Consider the following 14,662-nt stretch of genomic DNA (forward strand, 5'->3'; position numbering starts at 1 on the left):
TGACGCCGAGGCTATTGCCCGGCCATTTCGGCGGCCACCTTTGCAGCCCATGCCTTTGTGGCCTGACATGTTTCCATGGCTCGCTTGTAGGCTTCGCGTCCGCTGGTGCGGGCCACATACGCGCGCTCTGTTTTGCCAAGGACGAAGCAGCGAGTCCTTTGGGCGAATTGCAGGGCGTAGGTCACCGAGATGTCAGCAGCCGTAAACCGATCGCCTGCCAGATAGGGCGAGCGCGCGAGTTGCCTTGTCACCAGCCTCAGGCGGCTTTCGAAGACTTCCAGCGCCTTGCCGGCCCCCCAGTTCTCCCGCTCGGCCTCGGGCGCGAAATGGCGGCTGACGACGACGAAGTACATCGGCGTGGCGAGGCCGGCTTCGCCGAGGTGAAGGAATTGCTGATAGGCGGGGAAAGCGGGATCGTGCGGCTGTGGGGCGAGCGGCGTCGGCCCATGCCGCGCCATCAGGTACTCCATGATCGCGATCGACTCGACCATGGTGGCGTCGCCATCCTTGATCGCAGGGATGAATCCGGCAGGGTTGATGGCCAGATATTCCGCGTCGTGCTCGACGCCGGCCAGCATATCCACCGGCCTCAGCCGGTATGGAAGCCCCATCTCCTCCAGCAGCCAGACGACCCGGAACCCTCTCCCTTCGCCAAAGACAGTGATCATCCTCGAAGTCCTTGGTTGACGAGTTCAACTCGATTCCGCCGCTGATAGTTAACCATTACGTTAAGTGTATGGGTGCTGGCCACTCGGAGTCAAGATGACCATCGGTCTATCTGACGGAACGGGGCGATCCCGTGGGCCCAAGCGAAGTCGAGGCGAGTTCGGTCGAGACGACGAGTCTAATCCGGCCGATTCGCCCAATCGTTCGTCACGTCGAAGCCATACACGCGGGCGGTGTTGCCGCCGACGATCTTGGCCTGCTCGTCGTCGGGCACGCCGGCCAGGATCTCCGACAGGATCTTGCGCGACTGGGGAAACGTCGATTCGCTGTGGGGATAGTCCGAGCCCCACATCATGTTGTCGACGCCGATGACGTCGCGCAGGCGGATGCCGATGGCGTCTTCCTGGAAGCTCAGCACGACATTGCGATGGAAGAAGTCGCTCGGGATCATGCCCTCCTTGAAGCGGTAGATCGCCTCGCCGTGGCGCTCGCGGTACGTATAGTCCATGGAGGAGAGCACATGGGGCACCCATGACAGCTCGAACTCGACGATGGCGAGCGTGAGCTTCGGGTGACGCTCGAAGACGCCGGAGAAGATCAGGTCGCACATCGAGAGCGCGGGATAGTGGGCCTTGGTCGAGCGGCTGCTGGCATCGCGCAGCGTCTTTTCGCCGAAGCCGCGGATCTTGCCCTGCCGCCGCGTCGCCGTGTGCAGGCTTATAGGCAGGCCAAGCGCCGCCGCGGCCGCCCAGAACGGCTCGTACTCGGGCTGGTCGTAGCGCCGGTCTTCCAGGGGATATTCGGTGATCATCGCACCGGTGAGGCCGAGCCGGGCTGCCCGCTCCAGCTCCCTGATCCCGTCCTGGACGTTGTCCAGATTGATCATGGCGATGCCCTTCAGCCGGGCCGGATCGGCGCGGCAGAACTCGGCCAGCCAGTCGTTGTAGGCGCGGAAGATGGCGGACATCAGAGCCGAATCCGCCAGCCTGAAATAGAAGAGTCCCTGCGAGGGATAGAGCACCTCGCCCGCCACCCCATCGAGCGCCATGTCCTTGAGATGCTGCTGCGGATCCCAGCCGCCGCTCAGCACGTCTTCCATGCGCCCATGGGCAGAGATCGTCTCCGGCGCCTCGAACCGCGCGCCGGCGTTGGAGATGAGGCCGATGCCAGAGAGGACCTGATCCGCCTCGACCACGATCTGGTCGGCGCCGTCGATGCGCTCGATGCGCGGCGCGCGATCCCGGAACGCCGCATCGATGCGGGTCTGCCAGAGATCGGCCGGCTCGAAGACGTGCGAGTCGGACGAGAGAACCAGGGACGCCACCGGCAGCTCCTCCCACTTGATCAGGACGGCAGCTTTGGCAAATGGCTCATCACCGTCAAGACGGCAGGCTGCAGAGCTGCCGGAGACTGCGTTATCCTGCCCAGCGGATATTGCCGGGGATGGCCACATGCGCGGCTCCGTTGGAATCACCCTATTGGTCGCAACACTTTTCGCCTTCGGCAGCGCCTCGGCCGACACTCGGTCGGCCTGCATAACAGCGTGCGATGCGACGGCGCAGGCCTGCATCCGTACGGCGCACGACACGTATGAGGCCTGCATCCCAACAGCCCGAAGAGAATGCGCGCCGAAGCCGCCGTCGGAACAGTCCGCCTGCCTGACCACGGCGGCCAGGGCGTGCCGCTCGACCCATTCGGACCAGACCGATCCCTGCCTCACGACCTTCAAGACGTGCCATGCCGCGTGTGGTCCCCGCCCCGCCAACCAGTTCGAGTTCTGGTGCCGACTGAATGCGGATACGCCGGGCGGAAGCGGCAAGACTTACAAGGATGCATTCTGTGCCGGCACGCCGGGGCGACCGCCATTGGATCAACACGCCCAGTGCATGGCGCTCTTCACGCCCAGCAATCAGGCGGTCGGGTTTTCGCTCGACTGCGATCCACTGTAGCCAGCCTGCCCCTGTGCAGCGGCGACAGCCTGCTCGACCGTCCGATGCGAAACCAGCGTGCCGAGGTCGGCCTCGGCGCCCCGCGCCTGCAAGTCCTCCCGCAGGTCGTCGCGCAGCTCCGCGAGGTGCAGCGCGATGCCCCGCCGCGCAAGCGATCGTGCCAGGGACCTGAGGCCGGCGGTCGCCGTGAGGTCCATCGTGGGGACCATGGAAAAATCCAGGACCACCGCATCGATCGGCCGGCCGGCCGCGGCCAGCAACTCGAGCAGGCGCCGGTTGATCTGGTCGACATTGAAGTAGAGCCAGCCGCCGGCGGTGCGCAGCACCAGCACGGATGACCGACCTGCGACCTCTGCCAAGCGCGCGTGGTTGATGTATCGCCCGCTCGCCGGATCGCGCGCCAGCACCGCGACCACGGGATGCGAGGCCCGCGCCACCAGGGCGATGATGCAGCCGACCGCCGCCAGCAGCAGGCCCTGCAGCAGCCCGAACAGCAGGACTCCGACCAGGGCGATGAGGGCGAGGTGGAACTCCATGCGCGATGCCCGCCGGAGCTCGCGCAGGTCCTCGACCTTCACCAGGTGCTTGGCCGCCATCAGCACGATCGCCCCCAGGATCGGCTCCGGCAGATGGCGGAACAGGCCGGCAAGGAACAACAGCGTCAAGGCAACGGCGCCGGAGGTGACGATCAGCGACATCGGCGAGGTGGCGCCCCCCATGTCGTTCACCGCCGACTGCGACATGCCGCCGGTGACGGGGAAGCCGCGCACCATCGACGTCGCCAGGTTGGACGCGCCGACGGCCAGCAGCTCGCGCTCGGGATCGATGTCGTAGCCGTTCTTCTGCGCGAAGGTACGGGCCACCGAGATCGCCTCGCTGTAGGCGAGCAGGAAACAGGCGAAGGCGGTCGGCAGCAGGGCGACAAGGTCGTCGGCCGACAGGTCAGGCAGAGCCGGCATGGGCAGGCCCTGCGGCAGCTCGCCGACCAGCTTCACGCCGTACCTGCCGGGATCGAAGACCGAGGCGAGCGCGATCGCCGCGCCGACCACGATCAGGGTCGTCGGCCGGCCAGGCAGGGCGCGCTCCAGGGCGAGGAAGAGCACGATCGCCGCCGCGCCGACGGCGAAGGAGGGCCACGAAGCGTCGGGCAGGCCGTGCGCGACCTCGACGAGCCGCTCGAAGAAGTTGCCATGGCCGCCCTCGAGGCCCAGCAGCTTGGGAAGCTGGGTCGACGCGATATAGAGAGCCGCTCCGGTCTTGAAGCCCGCGACGACGGCATCGGACAGGAAGTACGCCAGGTTGGCGAGCCCGACGAACCGTCCGACGATGCAGATTATGCCGACCACCAGCGCGATGCCCGACGCCAGGGCGACGGCGCGGCCGGGATCGCCGGCCGCAAGCGCGCCGATCCCCGCCGCCACCGCGATCGACATCGCCGAGGTCGGGCCGATGGCGGCCTGCCGGCTGCTGCCGATCAGCGCGTAGGCCAGCCCCGCCACCAGGTAGCAGTACAGGCCGGAGACCGGCGGCAGGCCGGCCAGCGAGGCATAGGCCAGCGATTCGGGAATGGCGAAGGCGGCAAGCGACAGGCCCGCGATCGCGTCGAGTCGGAAGCGACGCGGCGCATAGCCCGCGAGCCAATCCAGGACAGGCAAATCGCCAATGCCTCGCATGATCGCCTTCAGCCCGATGGCCGGCACGAAGCCAGCCAGACATAGAAAGCCTGTTACCGCGCAGCTTCCACGAGTTGATAGGCGCCTCGCTCGAACGCGTCGTAGACGCCCAACGCCTTGCTGTCGGCGAATGGCAGGTACTGCATCATGATGACGCCGGCGATGCCGCGCGTGGGATCGACCCAGAAAAACGTGTTGTTGATGCCGCCCCAACTCAGGCTGCCGGGCGAACGCCTGCCGGGAATCTGATCGGCCGTGATGAGGAAGCCCAGGCCCCACTTGTCGCGGCCGTCCGCGATGAAGGTGAAGTCGGCGCTGCGCGGCAGGGCACTCTTGAGCGCGGGCACCGAGATCGTACCGATGTGGTTCTGGCCCATCAGCGTCACCGTCTCGGCCTTGAGTATCCGCACCCCATCCAGCACGCCGCCGTTGAGCAGCATGCGCACGAAGCGCCCGTAGTCGCTCGCGGTCGAAGCGAGGCCGCCGCCGCCGATCGGCGACGCTATGGTGAGCCCAGGCTGGGGCTTTTGAAGCTCGATGGCGCCGTCCATGCACTCGCCGGCGCGCTGCTGTTGGGCGACGAGGCGCGGCCCCTTTGCCTCCGGCACGTTGTAGGACGTGTCGTCCATCTTGAGCGGGGCAAAGATATGCTGGCGGAAATAGTCCTCGAGCTTCTGGCCGGACACCACCTCGACCAGCCTGCCGACCACATCGGTGCTGGTGCTGTAGTACCAGCGCTCGCCCGGATCGAACAGCAGCGGTCCGCCGAACGGATAGGTTTCGCCGGCGCGCGGCTTGAAATCGCGCCAGGTCGCGCTTGTGAACGGGTAGGCCAATCCGGACGTGTGCGTCAGGAAGTGCCTGGCCGTCGCCGGTCGTGACGCCGGACGAAGCTGATAGGCTCCGGTCGCCGCGTCGAACGATTCAAAGACTTTCAGGCCTGCCAGCTCGGGCAAGTATTTTTCGGCCGGGTCATCGAGACCGAGGCGGCCTTGCTCGACCAGCTGCATCAAGGCCAGCGACGTGATCGGCTTGGTCATCGAGGCGATGCGAAACAGCGCGTCGGTGGTGAGCGAACGCCCGGTCGCGACGTCCGCCACACCGAAAGCGCTCTGATAGAGCACGCGCTCGCGATCGGTTATCAGCGCGACCACGCCCGGCACATCCTTGCGCTCAACCGCGCCGCTCAAGCTTGCGTCGAGGGCTGCACTCACTGGTGAGTTCTGGGCGATCGCGGTGTCGGCCAACGCGGCAAGCACGGTGCTCATGGTCAAGACAATCCCGATGGTCCTTCGCTTCATGAAAGCCTCCCTATTGATCGTAGCCCGGGCAACGCCGCGCAACTCACCAACTGAGGCCAGACTTAATTCTTTGAGGCCAGCCAGTTGACGGCGACAATGGAATGCCGCCGCAGGAGCCAGCCTCGTTGTGACCCTAGCACCCGCAACCCGTCCCGTCTCGAATTGTCGAAATCGCGAATGCGGCGGTCCGCGGCGTATGGCGCGGGGCCGAGCTCAGGCGGCATGGCGTTTCCTGCCGGATCGTCGGCAAGAACGACGGGCCTACCCGCGACACCCGGGCCGCTGCCATTCAGGCGCGCACGCTGAAAATCCTGGAATCCCTCGGCCTCGCGCAGGAGTTCGTCCAGGCCGGCAACATCTGCCATGCCAAGGCGACCTATACGTCTGACCACAAGCTCATCAAGTGCCTGACCTTTGACGAGTTGGACTCGGCTTTTCCCTTCGTCCTGCAACTGCCACAGAGCCGGACGGAGCGCATGCTGGCCGGATATCTGGCGCGTCTCGGCACGGAGGTGGAACGACGTGTCGAGCTCGTTGCATTCGAGCAGGACGCAGGCGGCGTCCGCGCGACACTCGACGGCGGAAACGCACCGGCGACTGCAGGCCCTGGCCGACGCAACCATGCGCGCGCATCCAGGCCGCATCGCCACGCACCTGATCGTCCCGCACGAGCTTCCCGAGGACCTGGCCGGCAAAGGCGAAATACTCCTGGATCCGAGAGGCGAGCTGCATCATCGCTATGGCGCCCGGAGTGCCTGTCTGTACGTGGTCCGTCCCGACGGCTACATCGGCTTCCGCAGTCAACCTCCCGACGCCGACGCGCTAAGGTCGTACTTCACCCGGATATTCCTCTAAAGAGCAAAGGACCGATCATGAAAATCCTCGTCGTCCACGGTGCCGGCATGAACATGCGCGGCAAGTCGCAGGTCGAGATCTTCGGGCCGATGAAACTGCCGGAGTACGATGCGAAGATCCGCGCCTATGCCGACGAGCTCGGGGTGGAGATCGAGATCTTCCATTCCAACATCGAAGGCGAGGTGATCAATCGCCTCTACGCGGCGCACGACGAGGCCATCGCGGGCGCGATCATCAACCCGGCCGGATATTCGCGCGGCTACCCGGCGCTGGTCGCCGCCATCGTCAATGTCGGGTTCCCGACGATCGAGGTCCACATCTCGAATCCGGCCCGGCGAGGCAACGTCTCCGAAGTGACGAACGGCTGTCTCGGTACCGTTACCGGCTTCGGCATCGCGGGCTATGCGCTCGCCCTGCGCGGCCTCAGGGACCGGGCCAAGGCCCAGGCTTAACTAACCAACCTCCTGCAACGACGAGCACGTTCCGCTGACGCGGGTCTGGCGCATGTAGCGGCGGTGGCGGTCGGCGTCGTAGCCGCTGCCGGCGTGGAGCAGGCAGCGGTTGTCCCAGAAGACGACGTCGCCCGGTTGCCAGACGTGGACGTATACGTGCTCAGGCTGGATCGCCTCTTCGGTCAGCTCGTCGATCAGGGCGCGGCCGGCGGCCTGGTTCATGCCCTCGATCTCCCGGACGTGGGAGCCGAGGAACAGGTTCCTCGTTCCTGTCGCCGGATTGGTCCGGACGAGCCGCTGGCGCACGGGCGGCAGCGAGGCTGCCAGCTCGGGCGATACGGCATCGGGAGCAACCTTCGAGCGCGAATAGACGTAGTCGTGGATCGCGATCAGGGGATCGAGCTCGGCCTTGCGCTCAGGGGAGAGGCGATCGTAGGCCGCGCGCAGGGAGACGAACATCGTCGTGCCGCCCTCGGCCGGCGTTTCGTAGGCGCACATGATCGAGAGAAACGCCGGCACCGGTTTGAACGAGGCATCGGAGTGCCACATGTTGTTTCCGGTGAGGAAGATGGTCTTCTTGTGCGAATTGCCAAGTACCGTGCCGTCCTTCTGGACGTTGCCGATGGTGCCGAAATATTCGACCTTGCCGAGGCTGGTGTGGCTCGGCTCGGGATTGCCGAACTGGCGCGTGAGGGCGAACTGGCGGTCGTCGTCCATCGACTGGTCGGGGAAGCAGACGAACGAATACCGATCGATCGCCGCCTTGATCTCCTGGGTCAGGTCAGGTGTGAGCGGCTTGGCGAGGTCGATGCCGCGGACGCTGGCGCCGAACTCGGGATGCAGCTCTTCGTATCGTAGCTGGGACATGGCTTCTCCACACTACCTGCGCTTCAGATCGGCCAGCAGCCGATCCACGAACTTCGGCGAATACCCGAGCAGCGCCAACTCGTCCGACAGCTCCTTCTCGAGCTGCCCCAGCGCCTCGATGAACGAGCCGCCTTTCGCCAGCGCCTCCTCGACGAGCTTGCCGGCCTTCTGCTTGCCCATCTTCTCGGCCAGCAGGAACGTCGCGCGCTCGGCGAGCACCGCGCCTTCGGTGGCGTCCATGTTGGCCTGCATGGCGTCGGGATCGATGGTAAGGCCGGGGGCGACCTCGTGCATCGCCTGCACGGCCGAGGCCAGCGTCTCGATCAGCGCCGCCATGGTCGGCCATTCGGCCTGCCAGCCACCCAGGGCACGCTCGTGCTCCTGCGGCAGGGCGGCGACGATGGTGGCGGCGAGCATCGGCGCGCGGCCGGCGGCCGACAGCACCAGCGCCGCGCCGACGGGATTGCGCTTGTGCGGCATGGTCGAGGAGCCGCCGCGGCCCGGGCCGCTGGGCTCCGCGGCCTCGCCGACCTCGATCTGCATCATCAGCGAGATGTCGCGCGCGGCCTTGGCCAATGCGCCGACGACCAGGGCGGCGTCCTGTGCGAAAGCGGCGACGCGCACGCGCTGGGTGAACCAGGGGGCGTCGGGCAGGTCGAGCTTCAGGCGTTTCGCCAGCGAGAGCATCACCGGCTCGGCCTTGTCGCCCAGCGCCGACAGGCTGCCCGAGGCGCCGCCGAACTGGACGACCTGCGTCTCCTTGAAGCTCGCCTCGAGGCGGCGCGCGGCGCGGGCGATGTCGGACGCCCAGCCGGCGATCTTCTGACCAAGAGCGATCGGCGTCGCGGGCTGCAGCAGGGTGCGGCCCAGCATGGGCGTGCGGCGGTGCTTGCGCGCGAGGTTGGCGAATGCTGAGACAATATCGTCGAGTTCCTTCAGCAGCGGCGGCAGCGCCTCGCCGAGCTGCAGCACCATCGCGGTGTCGATGACGTCCTGGCTGGTGGCGCCCCAATGCACGTAGCCCGCCGCGTCGGCATCGCGCTTGGCGACCTCGTCCGTCAGCGCCTTGACGACCGGCACGGTGAGCGTGGCGGTGCGGCGTGCCGAGTCGGCCAGTGCCGCGAAATCGTAGAGCGCAGGATCGCACGCCTTGACGATGACCGGCGCGGCGCGCTTGGGGATCAGCCCGGCCTCGGCCGCCGCCTGTGCCAACGCCGCCTCGAAGCGCAGCATGTGGCGCAGCGTGGCGTGGTCGGAGAAGGCTTCCGCGGCGAGCGCCGAGGAGCCGAGCGCGTTGACCAGACGCCCCGCCATGATCACACGTCGAAGAAAACGGTTTCGTTCGGCCCGCCGAGATGGATCGGCAGGAGCCAGGTGCCGTTGCCGTCGCGCTTGGCGATCAGCGTGTCGCGGCGCCCGGGCTCGACCAGCTTCAGCACGGGATCTTCGGCGAGCGCCGGGTCGCCGTCGAAGTAGAGGCGCGTCGCCAGCCGGTTGAGCACGCCGCGGGCGAAGATCGAGACGTTGATGTGCGGCGCCTGCAGGCCTCCCGCCGGCCACGGCACGCGGCCGGGCTTCACCGTGGTGAAGCGGCTGGTGCCGTCGGTGAAGGTGCCGGCGCGGCCATAGCCTTCGAAGCCGGCATCGAGCGGCAGGTTGCGGCGGTCCTCGGGATGGTTGTAGCGGCCGTGGCTGTTGGCCTGCCAGATCTCGAACACGCCGTCGGGCACGACAGCGCCGTCGACGTCGTGCAGCTTCAGCACGACCTCGATGCGCTCGCCGGCGACGCCGGTCGGCGCGAGATCGGCATGGTAGGCGTTGACGATGGTGCCCCAGTAGAACGGGCCGATGGTCTGCGACGGGGTGAGTGCGTGCGACATGGGCCTATTCCATGGGCGTGGCGTTGCGGCCGCGCAGCACGATATCGAAGCGATAGCCCAGCGCCCATTCGGGCTGAGTCAGGTCCATGTCGAAGGCGGCCTGCAGGCGCTCGCGCGCGCCGGCCGGCACCGATTTGTAGATCGGGTCGAAGGCGAGCAACGGATCGTTGGGGAAGTACATCTGGGTGATCAGGCGCGTGGCGAAAGCCGGCCCGAACAGCGAGAAGTGGATGTGCGCCGGCCGCCAGGCGTTGTGATGGTTCTTCCAGGGATAGGCGCCGGGCTTGATGGTGACGAACTTGTAACGGCCGTCGGCATCGGCGCGGGCGCGGCCGCCGCCGTAGAAGTTGGGATCGAGCGGCGCGTCGTGCTGGTCGCCGGGATGGTGATAGCGGCCGGCGGCGTTGCACTGCCAGATCTCGACCAGCGCCCCCGACACGGGCTTGCCGTCCTGGTCGAGCACGCGGCCCTGCACGATGATGCGCTCGCCGAGCGGCTCGGCCATGCGCTGCTTTGTGAGATCGTTCTCGCTGGCGTCGAGGCGCTCGTTGGCCAGCGACGGACCGGTGATCTCCGACAGGCTGTGCGGCAGGACGACCGCCGATTTCCTCGGCGAGCGGCCGACCGTCGACTTGTAGTCGGGCGAGAGATTGGTGGGGTGATCGCCGGCCGTGGCGCGGCGGTAGGTTTCCTCTTTCATGGGCGGGAGTGTAGCCGGCTAACAAATCTCCGTCATCCCGACCGGAGCCTCGCGCAGCGAGGCGAAGCGGAGGGACCTATTTAGTCACCGCGTCGACAAGAAGAGGTCCCTCGGCTACGCCGCCCTTCGGGCGGCTTCGCTCGGGATGACGGCTAAAATTGGCTAGACTGCGGTATGATAAGAACTGCCTTCTTCGCGCTCGCTGCTTTCGCAATGGCGGCCTTCGCTCCGTCGGCGCGCGCCCAGGGCGACGGCGGCAGGTTCGCCGTCATCTCCGATATCCATTTCAATCCGTTCGACCCGCCGGACCTCGCCGCGACGCTCGTCCGGACTGATCCGGACGCCTGGCCGGCGACCCTCGCCGCCCTCAAGGATCAGGCGACGTCGCGCATCGGCCATGACACCAACCATGCCCTGCTCGCCTCGACCCTCGCCGCTTTCGCCCGCGCCACGGCGGGCGTCGATTTCGCCATCGTGCCGGGCGATTTCCTGACGCACCACTTCAACGCCAAGACCGGGACGGCGCTCGGCGTCGACATGAGATCGCCGGACGTGCTCGATATGACCGCGAAGACGACGCTGTTCGTCGCCGACTCGCTCGCCACCGCGCTCGGCGGCAAGCCTGCCTTCATTGCCCTCGGCAACGAAGATTCGACCTGCGGCGACTACCGGATCGAGCCGGGCGGCGCCTACCTCGCCGCGACGCGCGAGTCGGTGAGGCGCCTTGTCGGGGCCGAACGGCTGGAGCCCGACTTCGCCGAGACCTGGGCCGCGGGCGGCTACTACGCGGCGCGGCATCCGACCGTTCACAATGGGCTGATCATCGTGCTGAACGACGTGATGTGGTCGCCCAAGTACCAGGACGCCTGCGGCGCGCACGGCCTTGCCGCCGCCGACGCGATGATGCGCTGGCTGCGCGACAGGCTGGTGCGGCAGCGCGCGGCCGGCGGCAAGGTCTGGATGGTGCATCACATTCCCTGGGGCGTCGACGCCTTCTCGACGATCGACGCCAAGGCCGCGTCCTGTCCGGCGAAGGTCGTGCCGTTCCTGAAGGAGCCGTTTGCTTCCGAGCTTCAAGCGCTGCTCGTGGAGTACAGCGACGTGGTCCAGGCGAGCTTCTCGGGCCACACCCACTTCGACGACTACCGGCTGCTGATCGACCGCAGCGGCGCGGTCATCGGCCTGGACAAGCTCTCGCCGGCGATCAGCCCCGTCTTCGGCCAGAATCCGGGCTTCCAGGTCTTCATCTACGACAAGCGGACCGGCGCGCCGACCGACTTCTCGACCTGGTACCTGTCGAATCCCGGCGACGCCGCGCCGGCGGCGGATTGGCGACTCGAATACACCTTCACCGAGGCCTATCGCCAGCCGCGCTATGGGTCAGACGTCGTCGGAACGCTGTGGCAAGCGATGGCGAAGGACGGTGCAGTGCGCGACACCTACCGGCGACTATACAAGGTCGGGCGTGGCGAGCTCGCCGCCGACGGTCTGGCCGCGTATCTCTGCGCCATCGGTCATCTCGACGTGACGTCGTTCACCAAGTGCTACTGCGGAGACCGGCGGTAGGGCACGCCAGCCGTTACTTGGATCGGTCGAGGATGCTTTGCTGATATGGACGCCAAGTCCCGCCGCTGAGGCGCTCTTGCACCCAGGCGGGGCTGCCAGGCGCCTGCCAGCGAGACAGCCCCTCGCCTTCAGTCTGGATCCGAGGACCTTCGGGCGTCTCCACGATGTAGTGGATCACGTAGCCCGGGGCGAGGCCATGGCCTGGCTCGGTTACGTTGACGACAATCGGCTTATCTTCGTGGTCGCGCCACAAATATGATTTCACCGGATTTGCCGGCGCTCCATAAGGCATCCTGGTTCCCGACAAAAACAAATCGTACAACGCGCTGGGGGCGGTTGCCTCGTTCACCGTTCCTTCGGGCGTGGCAGGGCGGTTCAGAAAGGGGGGACCCGGCGTAGGTTTGTCGATGATGCCTTGCATGAGGTTCTCACCGGAGGTGCCCGGCGGCGACAAGACTCCGTACTCATGGTAGTTCGGAACATCCGATGCGATCCGCGCCGGAAATTTCGCGGGCGCCGGCAAATTGCTGAACGATTTGCCGAGTGGCGTCGTACAGCCGAAAGTGCTTCCGTCCGAGGTGCAACTTACGGGAATCGCCTGCTGCATCGCATTGGGATCTCGCATCAGGTACGCAGCTGACGAGGCGTCAGGCGACAGGCGACGCACGGAGCCGTCCGCATTCGTTCGAAAGCCGGGCACCTCGTTTGCCTGGCCAACGCGGAAGCCGGGCACTTCATCCGCCTGACCGACGCGAAAGCCAGGTACTCCATCGGCCGAGCCGACACTGAATCCGGGCACTTGCGCCGCCTCGTCCAAGCCGAAATCAATTGGAGGCGCCTCGGGTCTAACCCTGAACATGATAGCTGCTCCCAGATCGTCGCAGATGGCCAACGGCAGCAAAGTCGCTGCCAACGGCTGCCGGACCATCTTACGAGCCGCGATATTCGATGTCAATAACTATAGTTGTTATTGCACACCTGAGTTATCTTGCAGGCATTGCTGGCACGCGTTTGCCACTCCCTGGGGACCGCCTCTACTTCTTCTTCTGCTGCTTCGTTTCGGCGATCAGGCTCGCAATATCGATCGCCGACAGGCGTCGAATGTCGGCCAGCGCGGCGGCTGACGCCTGCTTGTCGCCGGTCCCTTCTCCCTCGATCACGAAGCGTCCCTTCTCGGTCTCCGAGGGATAGATGAGGAAATAAAATGGAAAAGCCGGATTTCCGGAATCGGAGAGGACATGGAGGGCGATGCCATCGCAGCTGCGAACGAGCCAGCTCGTGCCGCCAAAGACCTTTGTAATGGGACCCGTGCCGCAATCCAGTGGCTTGTCCGCCTGGGCCATGGCCTGCGGTATCAACAAGAGCGCGAATACAACTGACAGTATAGGTATGCGCATCGACTACTCCTCATGGCCGCAGCAAGGAGTGGCGCATTCCATGGCGCGACGTCAATCGAAGACTGCCGCTCCGAATCGGCAAGCGTCATGCCGTCGGCCCATCGTCCGCCAGCGGTTGGTTCTCCACCACGCGACGCCAGCCGAGCCGCGACAGGTCGATGGTGCGGAAGCCGCCGTCCAGGATCATCTCCTTCACCGCGCGCCCCACGGCCGGCCCGTGCATCAAGCCATGCCCGGAGAATCCAGCGGCCAGGATGAAGTTCGGCACCTTGTCGAAGCGGTCGATGATCGGATTGCCGTCCAGCCGGTTCATGTCGTAGTGGCCGCCCCAGCCGCTCTTGAGCTTGATGGCCTCGAACGCAGCGCTTTGTTCGGCAAGCTGCGGCCACAAGGTGCTTTCGAACACCTCGTGCTCCAGCTCCCAGTTGAAACCGCCCTGGGGGTTGGTGGCGCCGACGATGTAGCCGTCCTGATGGATGCGCACGGCCAGGCCGTCCATATGGCGCATGGCGGGGATCGGTTCGATCTCCTGTTGCGCCAGGAAATAGAACTGCTGGCGGCGCACCGGCTCGATCGGCACCGACATGCCGACCATGGCGCAGATCTCCGGCGCCCAGCAGTTCGCGACATTGACCAGCGTGTCGACGGGCAGGCTGCTGCCCGAGGCGAGGCGCGCTTGCCTTACCAATCCGCCTGAAAGCTCCAGCCCGACGAGACGGTCCTTCAGGTACGTGATGCCGAGCCCTTCCGCCGCTTTTCGGAATCCCATCAGCGCCGCGTAGGGATCGACCTGCCCGTCGGCGGGCGACAGCGCGGCGCAATCGACATCGGTGAAGCGAAAGGACGGATAGCGCCGGCGCAACTCCGCGGCGTCGAGGATATGGACCTCGACACCGAGCTCGCGCTGCATGCGGACATTGGCTTCGAGGGCGGCGATGCCTGCCGCGCCGCGCACCTGATAGAGATAGCCGCGGCGGCGGAATTGCGGATCGAACTCGACCTTGCCGCCACGCACATGCTCGGCGAAGGCGGAGTAGACCTGGTCGCCGTAGAGCGACATCTCGACGTTCTCGCGCACGGCATGCTGCAGGCGGATGCCGCCGACCGCGCGCGGCGTGGCGGCGAACTCGTAGGTCGGATCGGGCTCCAGCACCGTGACCGCCGAGGCAGCCCCTGCCAGCGCCAGATGATAGGCGATGCAGGAGCCCATGATCCCGCCACCCGCAATGACGATCCGTTCCATACGCGACGCTCCATCGGCTGCACGCGCAGCCGGGAGCAGTCTAAAGCACAATCCGCCCAGCTGGAATCAGCTGGGCGGATTGTGCCTCTTGCAACAAGCATCACCGGCGCGCG

Annotated in this window: 14 protein-coding genes and 2 pseudogenes; 5 read left to right on the forward strand and 11 right to left on the reverse strand. The window is 66.2% G+C overall.

From position 1 onward, the window contains the following. Positions 1–11: 11 nt before the first annotated feature. Positions 12–668, reverse strand: a complete 657-nt coding sequence (locus RSO01_RS20435; protein ID WP_147151300.1) for a glutathione S-transferase family protein — start codon at positions 666–668, stop codon at positions 12–14. Between the two features lie 176 nt (positions 669–844). Next, positions 845–1,990, reverse strand: a complete 1,146-nt coding sequence (locus tag RSO01_RS20440; RefSeq protein WP_170303216.1) for an amidohydrolase family protein — start codon at positions 1,988–1,990, stop codon at positions 845–847. A gap of 127 nt (positions 1,991–2,117) precedes the next feature. Between RSO01_RS20440 and RSO01_RS47410 the strand changes: the two genes are divergently transcribed. Beyond that, entirely contained in the window at positions 2,118–2,615 is a 498-nt protein-coding gene (locus tag RSO01_RS47410; protein WP_170303217.1) for a hypothetical protein, read from the forward strand. On the opposite strand, the gene RSO01_RS20445 is transcribed toward RSO01_RS47410, so the two are convergent. Further along, entirely contained in the window at positions 2,576–4,288 is a 1,713-nt protein-coding gene (locus RSO01_RS20445) for a SulP family inorganic anion transporter (RefSeq protein WP_170303218.1), read from the reverse strand. The genes RSO01_RS47410 and RSO01_RS20445 overlap by 40 nt on opposite strands. Before the next feature lie 53 nt (positions 4,289–4,341). Beyond that, positions 4,342–5,589, reverse strand: coding sequence for a serine hydrolase domain-containing protein (locus RSO01_RS20450; protein ID WP_147151303.1), 1,248 nt, complete (start codon positions 5,587–5,589; stop codon positions 4,342–4,344). 239 nt (positions 5,590–5,828) lie between these two features. On the opposite strand from RSO01_RS20450, the pseudogene RSO01_RS49920 reads away from it, so the two are divergent. The 3 genes and pseudogenes from RSO01_RS49920 to RSO01_RS47425 form a co-directional block, all read left to right on the forward strand. After that, positions 5,829–6,110 (forward strand): annotated as a pseudogene (locus RSO01_RS49920) (FAD-dependent monooxygenase); the annotation flags it as partial. 100 nt (positions 6,111–6,210) lie between these two features. Further along, a complete protein-coding gene (locus RSO01_RS47420) occupies positions 6,211–6,444 on the forward strand; it encodes a hypothetical protein (RefSeq protein WP_170303219.1) in 234 nt (77 codons plus the stop codon). Between the two features lie 29 nt (positions 6,445–6,473). After that, positions 6,474–6,896 (forward strand): annotated as a pseudogene (locus RSO01_RS47425) (type II 3-dehydroquinate dehydratase); the annotation flags it as partial. Here the strand turns inward: RSO01_RS47425 and RSO01_RS20465 are convergent. The 4 genes from RSO01_RS20465 to pcaH are packed head-to-tail and all read right to left on the reverse strand — an operon-like array spanning position 6,897 to position 10,343. Then, positions 6,897–7,763 (reverse strand): TauD/TfdA dioxygenase family protein, encoded by an 867-nt coding sequence (locus RSO01_RS20465; RefSeq protein ID WP_147151305.1) that lies wholly within the window; start codon positions 7,761–7,763, stop codon positions 6,897–6,899. A gap of 12 nt (positions 7,764–7,775) precedes the next feature. After that, entirely contained in the window at positions 7,776–9,077 is a 1,302-nt protein-coding gene (gene pcaB, locus RSO01_RS20470; protein WP_147151306.1) for a 3-carboxy-cis,cis-muconate cycloisomerase, read from the reverse strand. 2 nt (positions 9,078–9,079) lie between these two features. After that, positions 9,080–9,643 carry a protocatechuate 3,4-dioxygenase subunit alpha gene (pcaG, locus tag RSO01_RS20475; protein ID WP_147151307.1) on the reverse strand — a complete coding sequence of 188 codons (564 nt, stop codon included), beginning with the start codon at positions 9,641–9,643 and terminating at the stop codon, positions 9,080–9,082. Positions 9,644–9,647: 4 nt separating this feature from the next. Further along, positions 9,648–10,343: a protocatechuate 3,4-dioxygenase subunit beta gene (pcaH, locus tag RSO01_RS20480; RefSeq protein ID WP_147151308.1), complete on the reverse strand. Its 696-nt coding sequence runs from the start codon at positions 10,341–10,343 to the stop codon at positions 9,648–9,650. Between the two features lie 213 nt (positions 10,344–10,556). Here pcaH and RSO01_RS20485 point away from each other — a divergent pair, with 213 nt between their 5' ends. Beyond that, on the forward strand, positions 10,557–11,909 hold the full coding sequence (locus tag RSO01_RS20485) for a metallophosphoesterase (protein WP_170303221.1): 1,353 nt from the start codon (positions 10,557–10,559) through the stop codon (positions 11,907–11,909). A 13-nt stretch (positions 11,910–11,922) separates the two neighbouring features. Here the strand turns inward: RSO01_RS20485 and RSO01_RS20490 are convergent, their stop codons facing one another. From RSO01_RS20490 to RSO01_RS20500, 3 genes are all read right to left on the reverse strand, one after another. Beyond that, a complete protein-coding gene (locus tag RSO01_RS20490) occupies positions 11,923–12,864 on the reverse strand; it encodes a hypothetical protein (RefSeq protein WP_147151310.1) in 942 nt (313 codons plus the stop codon). 79 nt (positions 12,865–12,943) lie between these two features. Then, positions 12,944–13,252, reverse strand: a complete 309-nt coding sequence (locus RSO01_RS20495) for a hypothetical protein (RefSeq protein ID WP_147151311.1) — start codon at positions 13,250–13,252, stop codon at positions 12,944–12,946. A gap of 139 nt (positions 13,253–13,391) precedes the next feature. Continuing rightward, positions 13,392–14,549, reverse strand: a complete 1,158-nt coding sequence (locus RSO01_RS20500; protein WP_147151312.1) for an NAD(P)/FAD-dependent oxidoreductase — start codon at positions 14,547–14,549, stop codon at positions 13,392–13,394. Positions 14,550–14,662 lie beyond the last annotated feature (113 nt).

The organism is Reyranella soli, from assembly GCF_007992495.1.
GTDB lineage: Bacteria > Pseudomonadota > Alphaproteobacteria > Reyranellales > Reyranellaceae > Reyranella > Reyranella soli.

Bases quoted from the DNA above. Each gene is read 5' to 3' on its own strand.
- RSO01_RS20465 (WP_147151305.1), bottom strand. From the start codon at position 7,763: ATGTCCCAGCTACGATACGAAGAGCTGCATCCCGAGTTCGGCGCCAGC.
- pcaG (WP_147151307.1), bottom strand. From the start codon at position 9,643: ATGTCGCACGCACTCACCCCGTCGCAGACCATCGGCCCGTTCTACTGG.
- RSO01_RS20500 (WP_147151312.1), bottom strand. From the start codon at position 14,549: ATGGAACGGATCGTCATTGCGGGTGGCGGGATCATGGGCTCCTGCATC.
- RSO01_RS20445 (WP_170303218.1), bottom strand. From the start codon at position 4,288: ATGCGAGGCATTGGCGATTTGCCTGTCCTGGATTGGCTCGCGGGCTAT.
- RSO01_RS20485 (WP_170303221.1), top strand. From the start codon at position 10,557: ATGGCGGCCTTCGCTCCGTCGGCGCGCGCCCAGGGCGACGGCGGCAGG.
- pcaH (WP_147151308.1), bottom strand. From the start codon at position 10,343: ATGAAAGAGGAAACCTACCGCCGCGCCACGGCCGGCGATCACCCCACC.
- RSO01_RS20495 (WP_147151311.1), bottom strand. From the start codon at position 13,252: ATGGCCCAGGCGGACAAGCCACTGGATTGCGGCACGGGTCCCATTACA.
- RSO01_RS20450 (WP_147151303.1), bottom strand. From the start codon at position 5,589: ATGAAGCGAAGGACCATCGGGATTGTCTTGACCATGAGCACCGTGCTT.
- RSO01_RS47410 (WP_170303217.1), top strand. From the start codon at position 2,118: ATGCGCGGCTCCGTTGGAATCACCCTATTGGTCGCAACACTTTTCGCC.
- pcaB (WP_147151306.1), bottom strand. From the start codon at position 9,077: ATGGCGGGGCGTCTGGTCAACGCGCTCGGCTCCTCGGCGCTCGCCGCG.
- RSO01_RS20435 (WP_147151300.1), bottom strand. From the start codon at position 668: ATGATCACTGTCTTTGGCGAAGGGAGAGGGTTCCGGGTCGTCTGGCTG.
- RSO01_RS47420 (WP_170303219.1), top strand. From the start codon at position 6,211: ATGCGCGCGCATCCAGGCCGCATCGCCACGCACCTGATCGTCCCGCAC.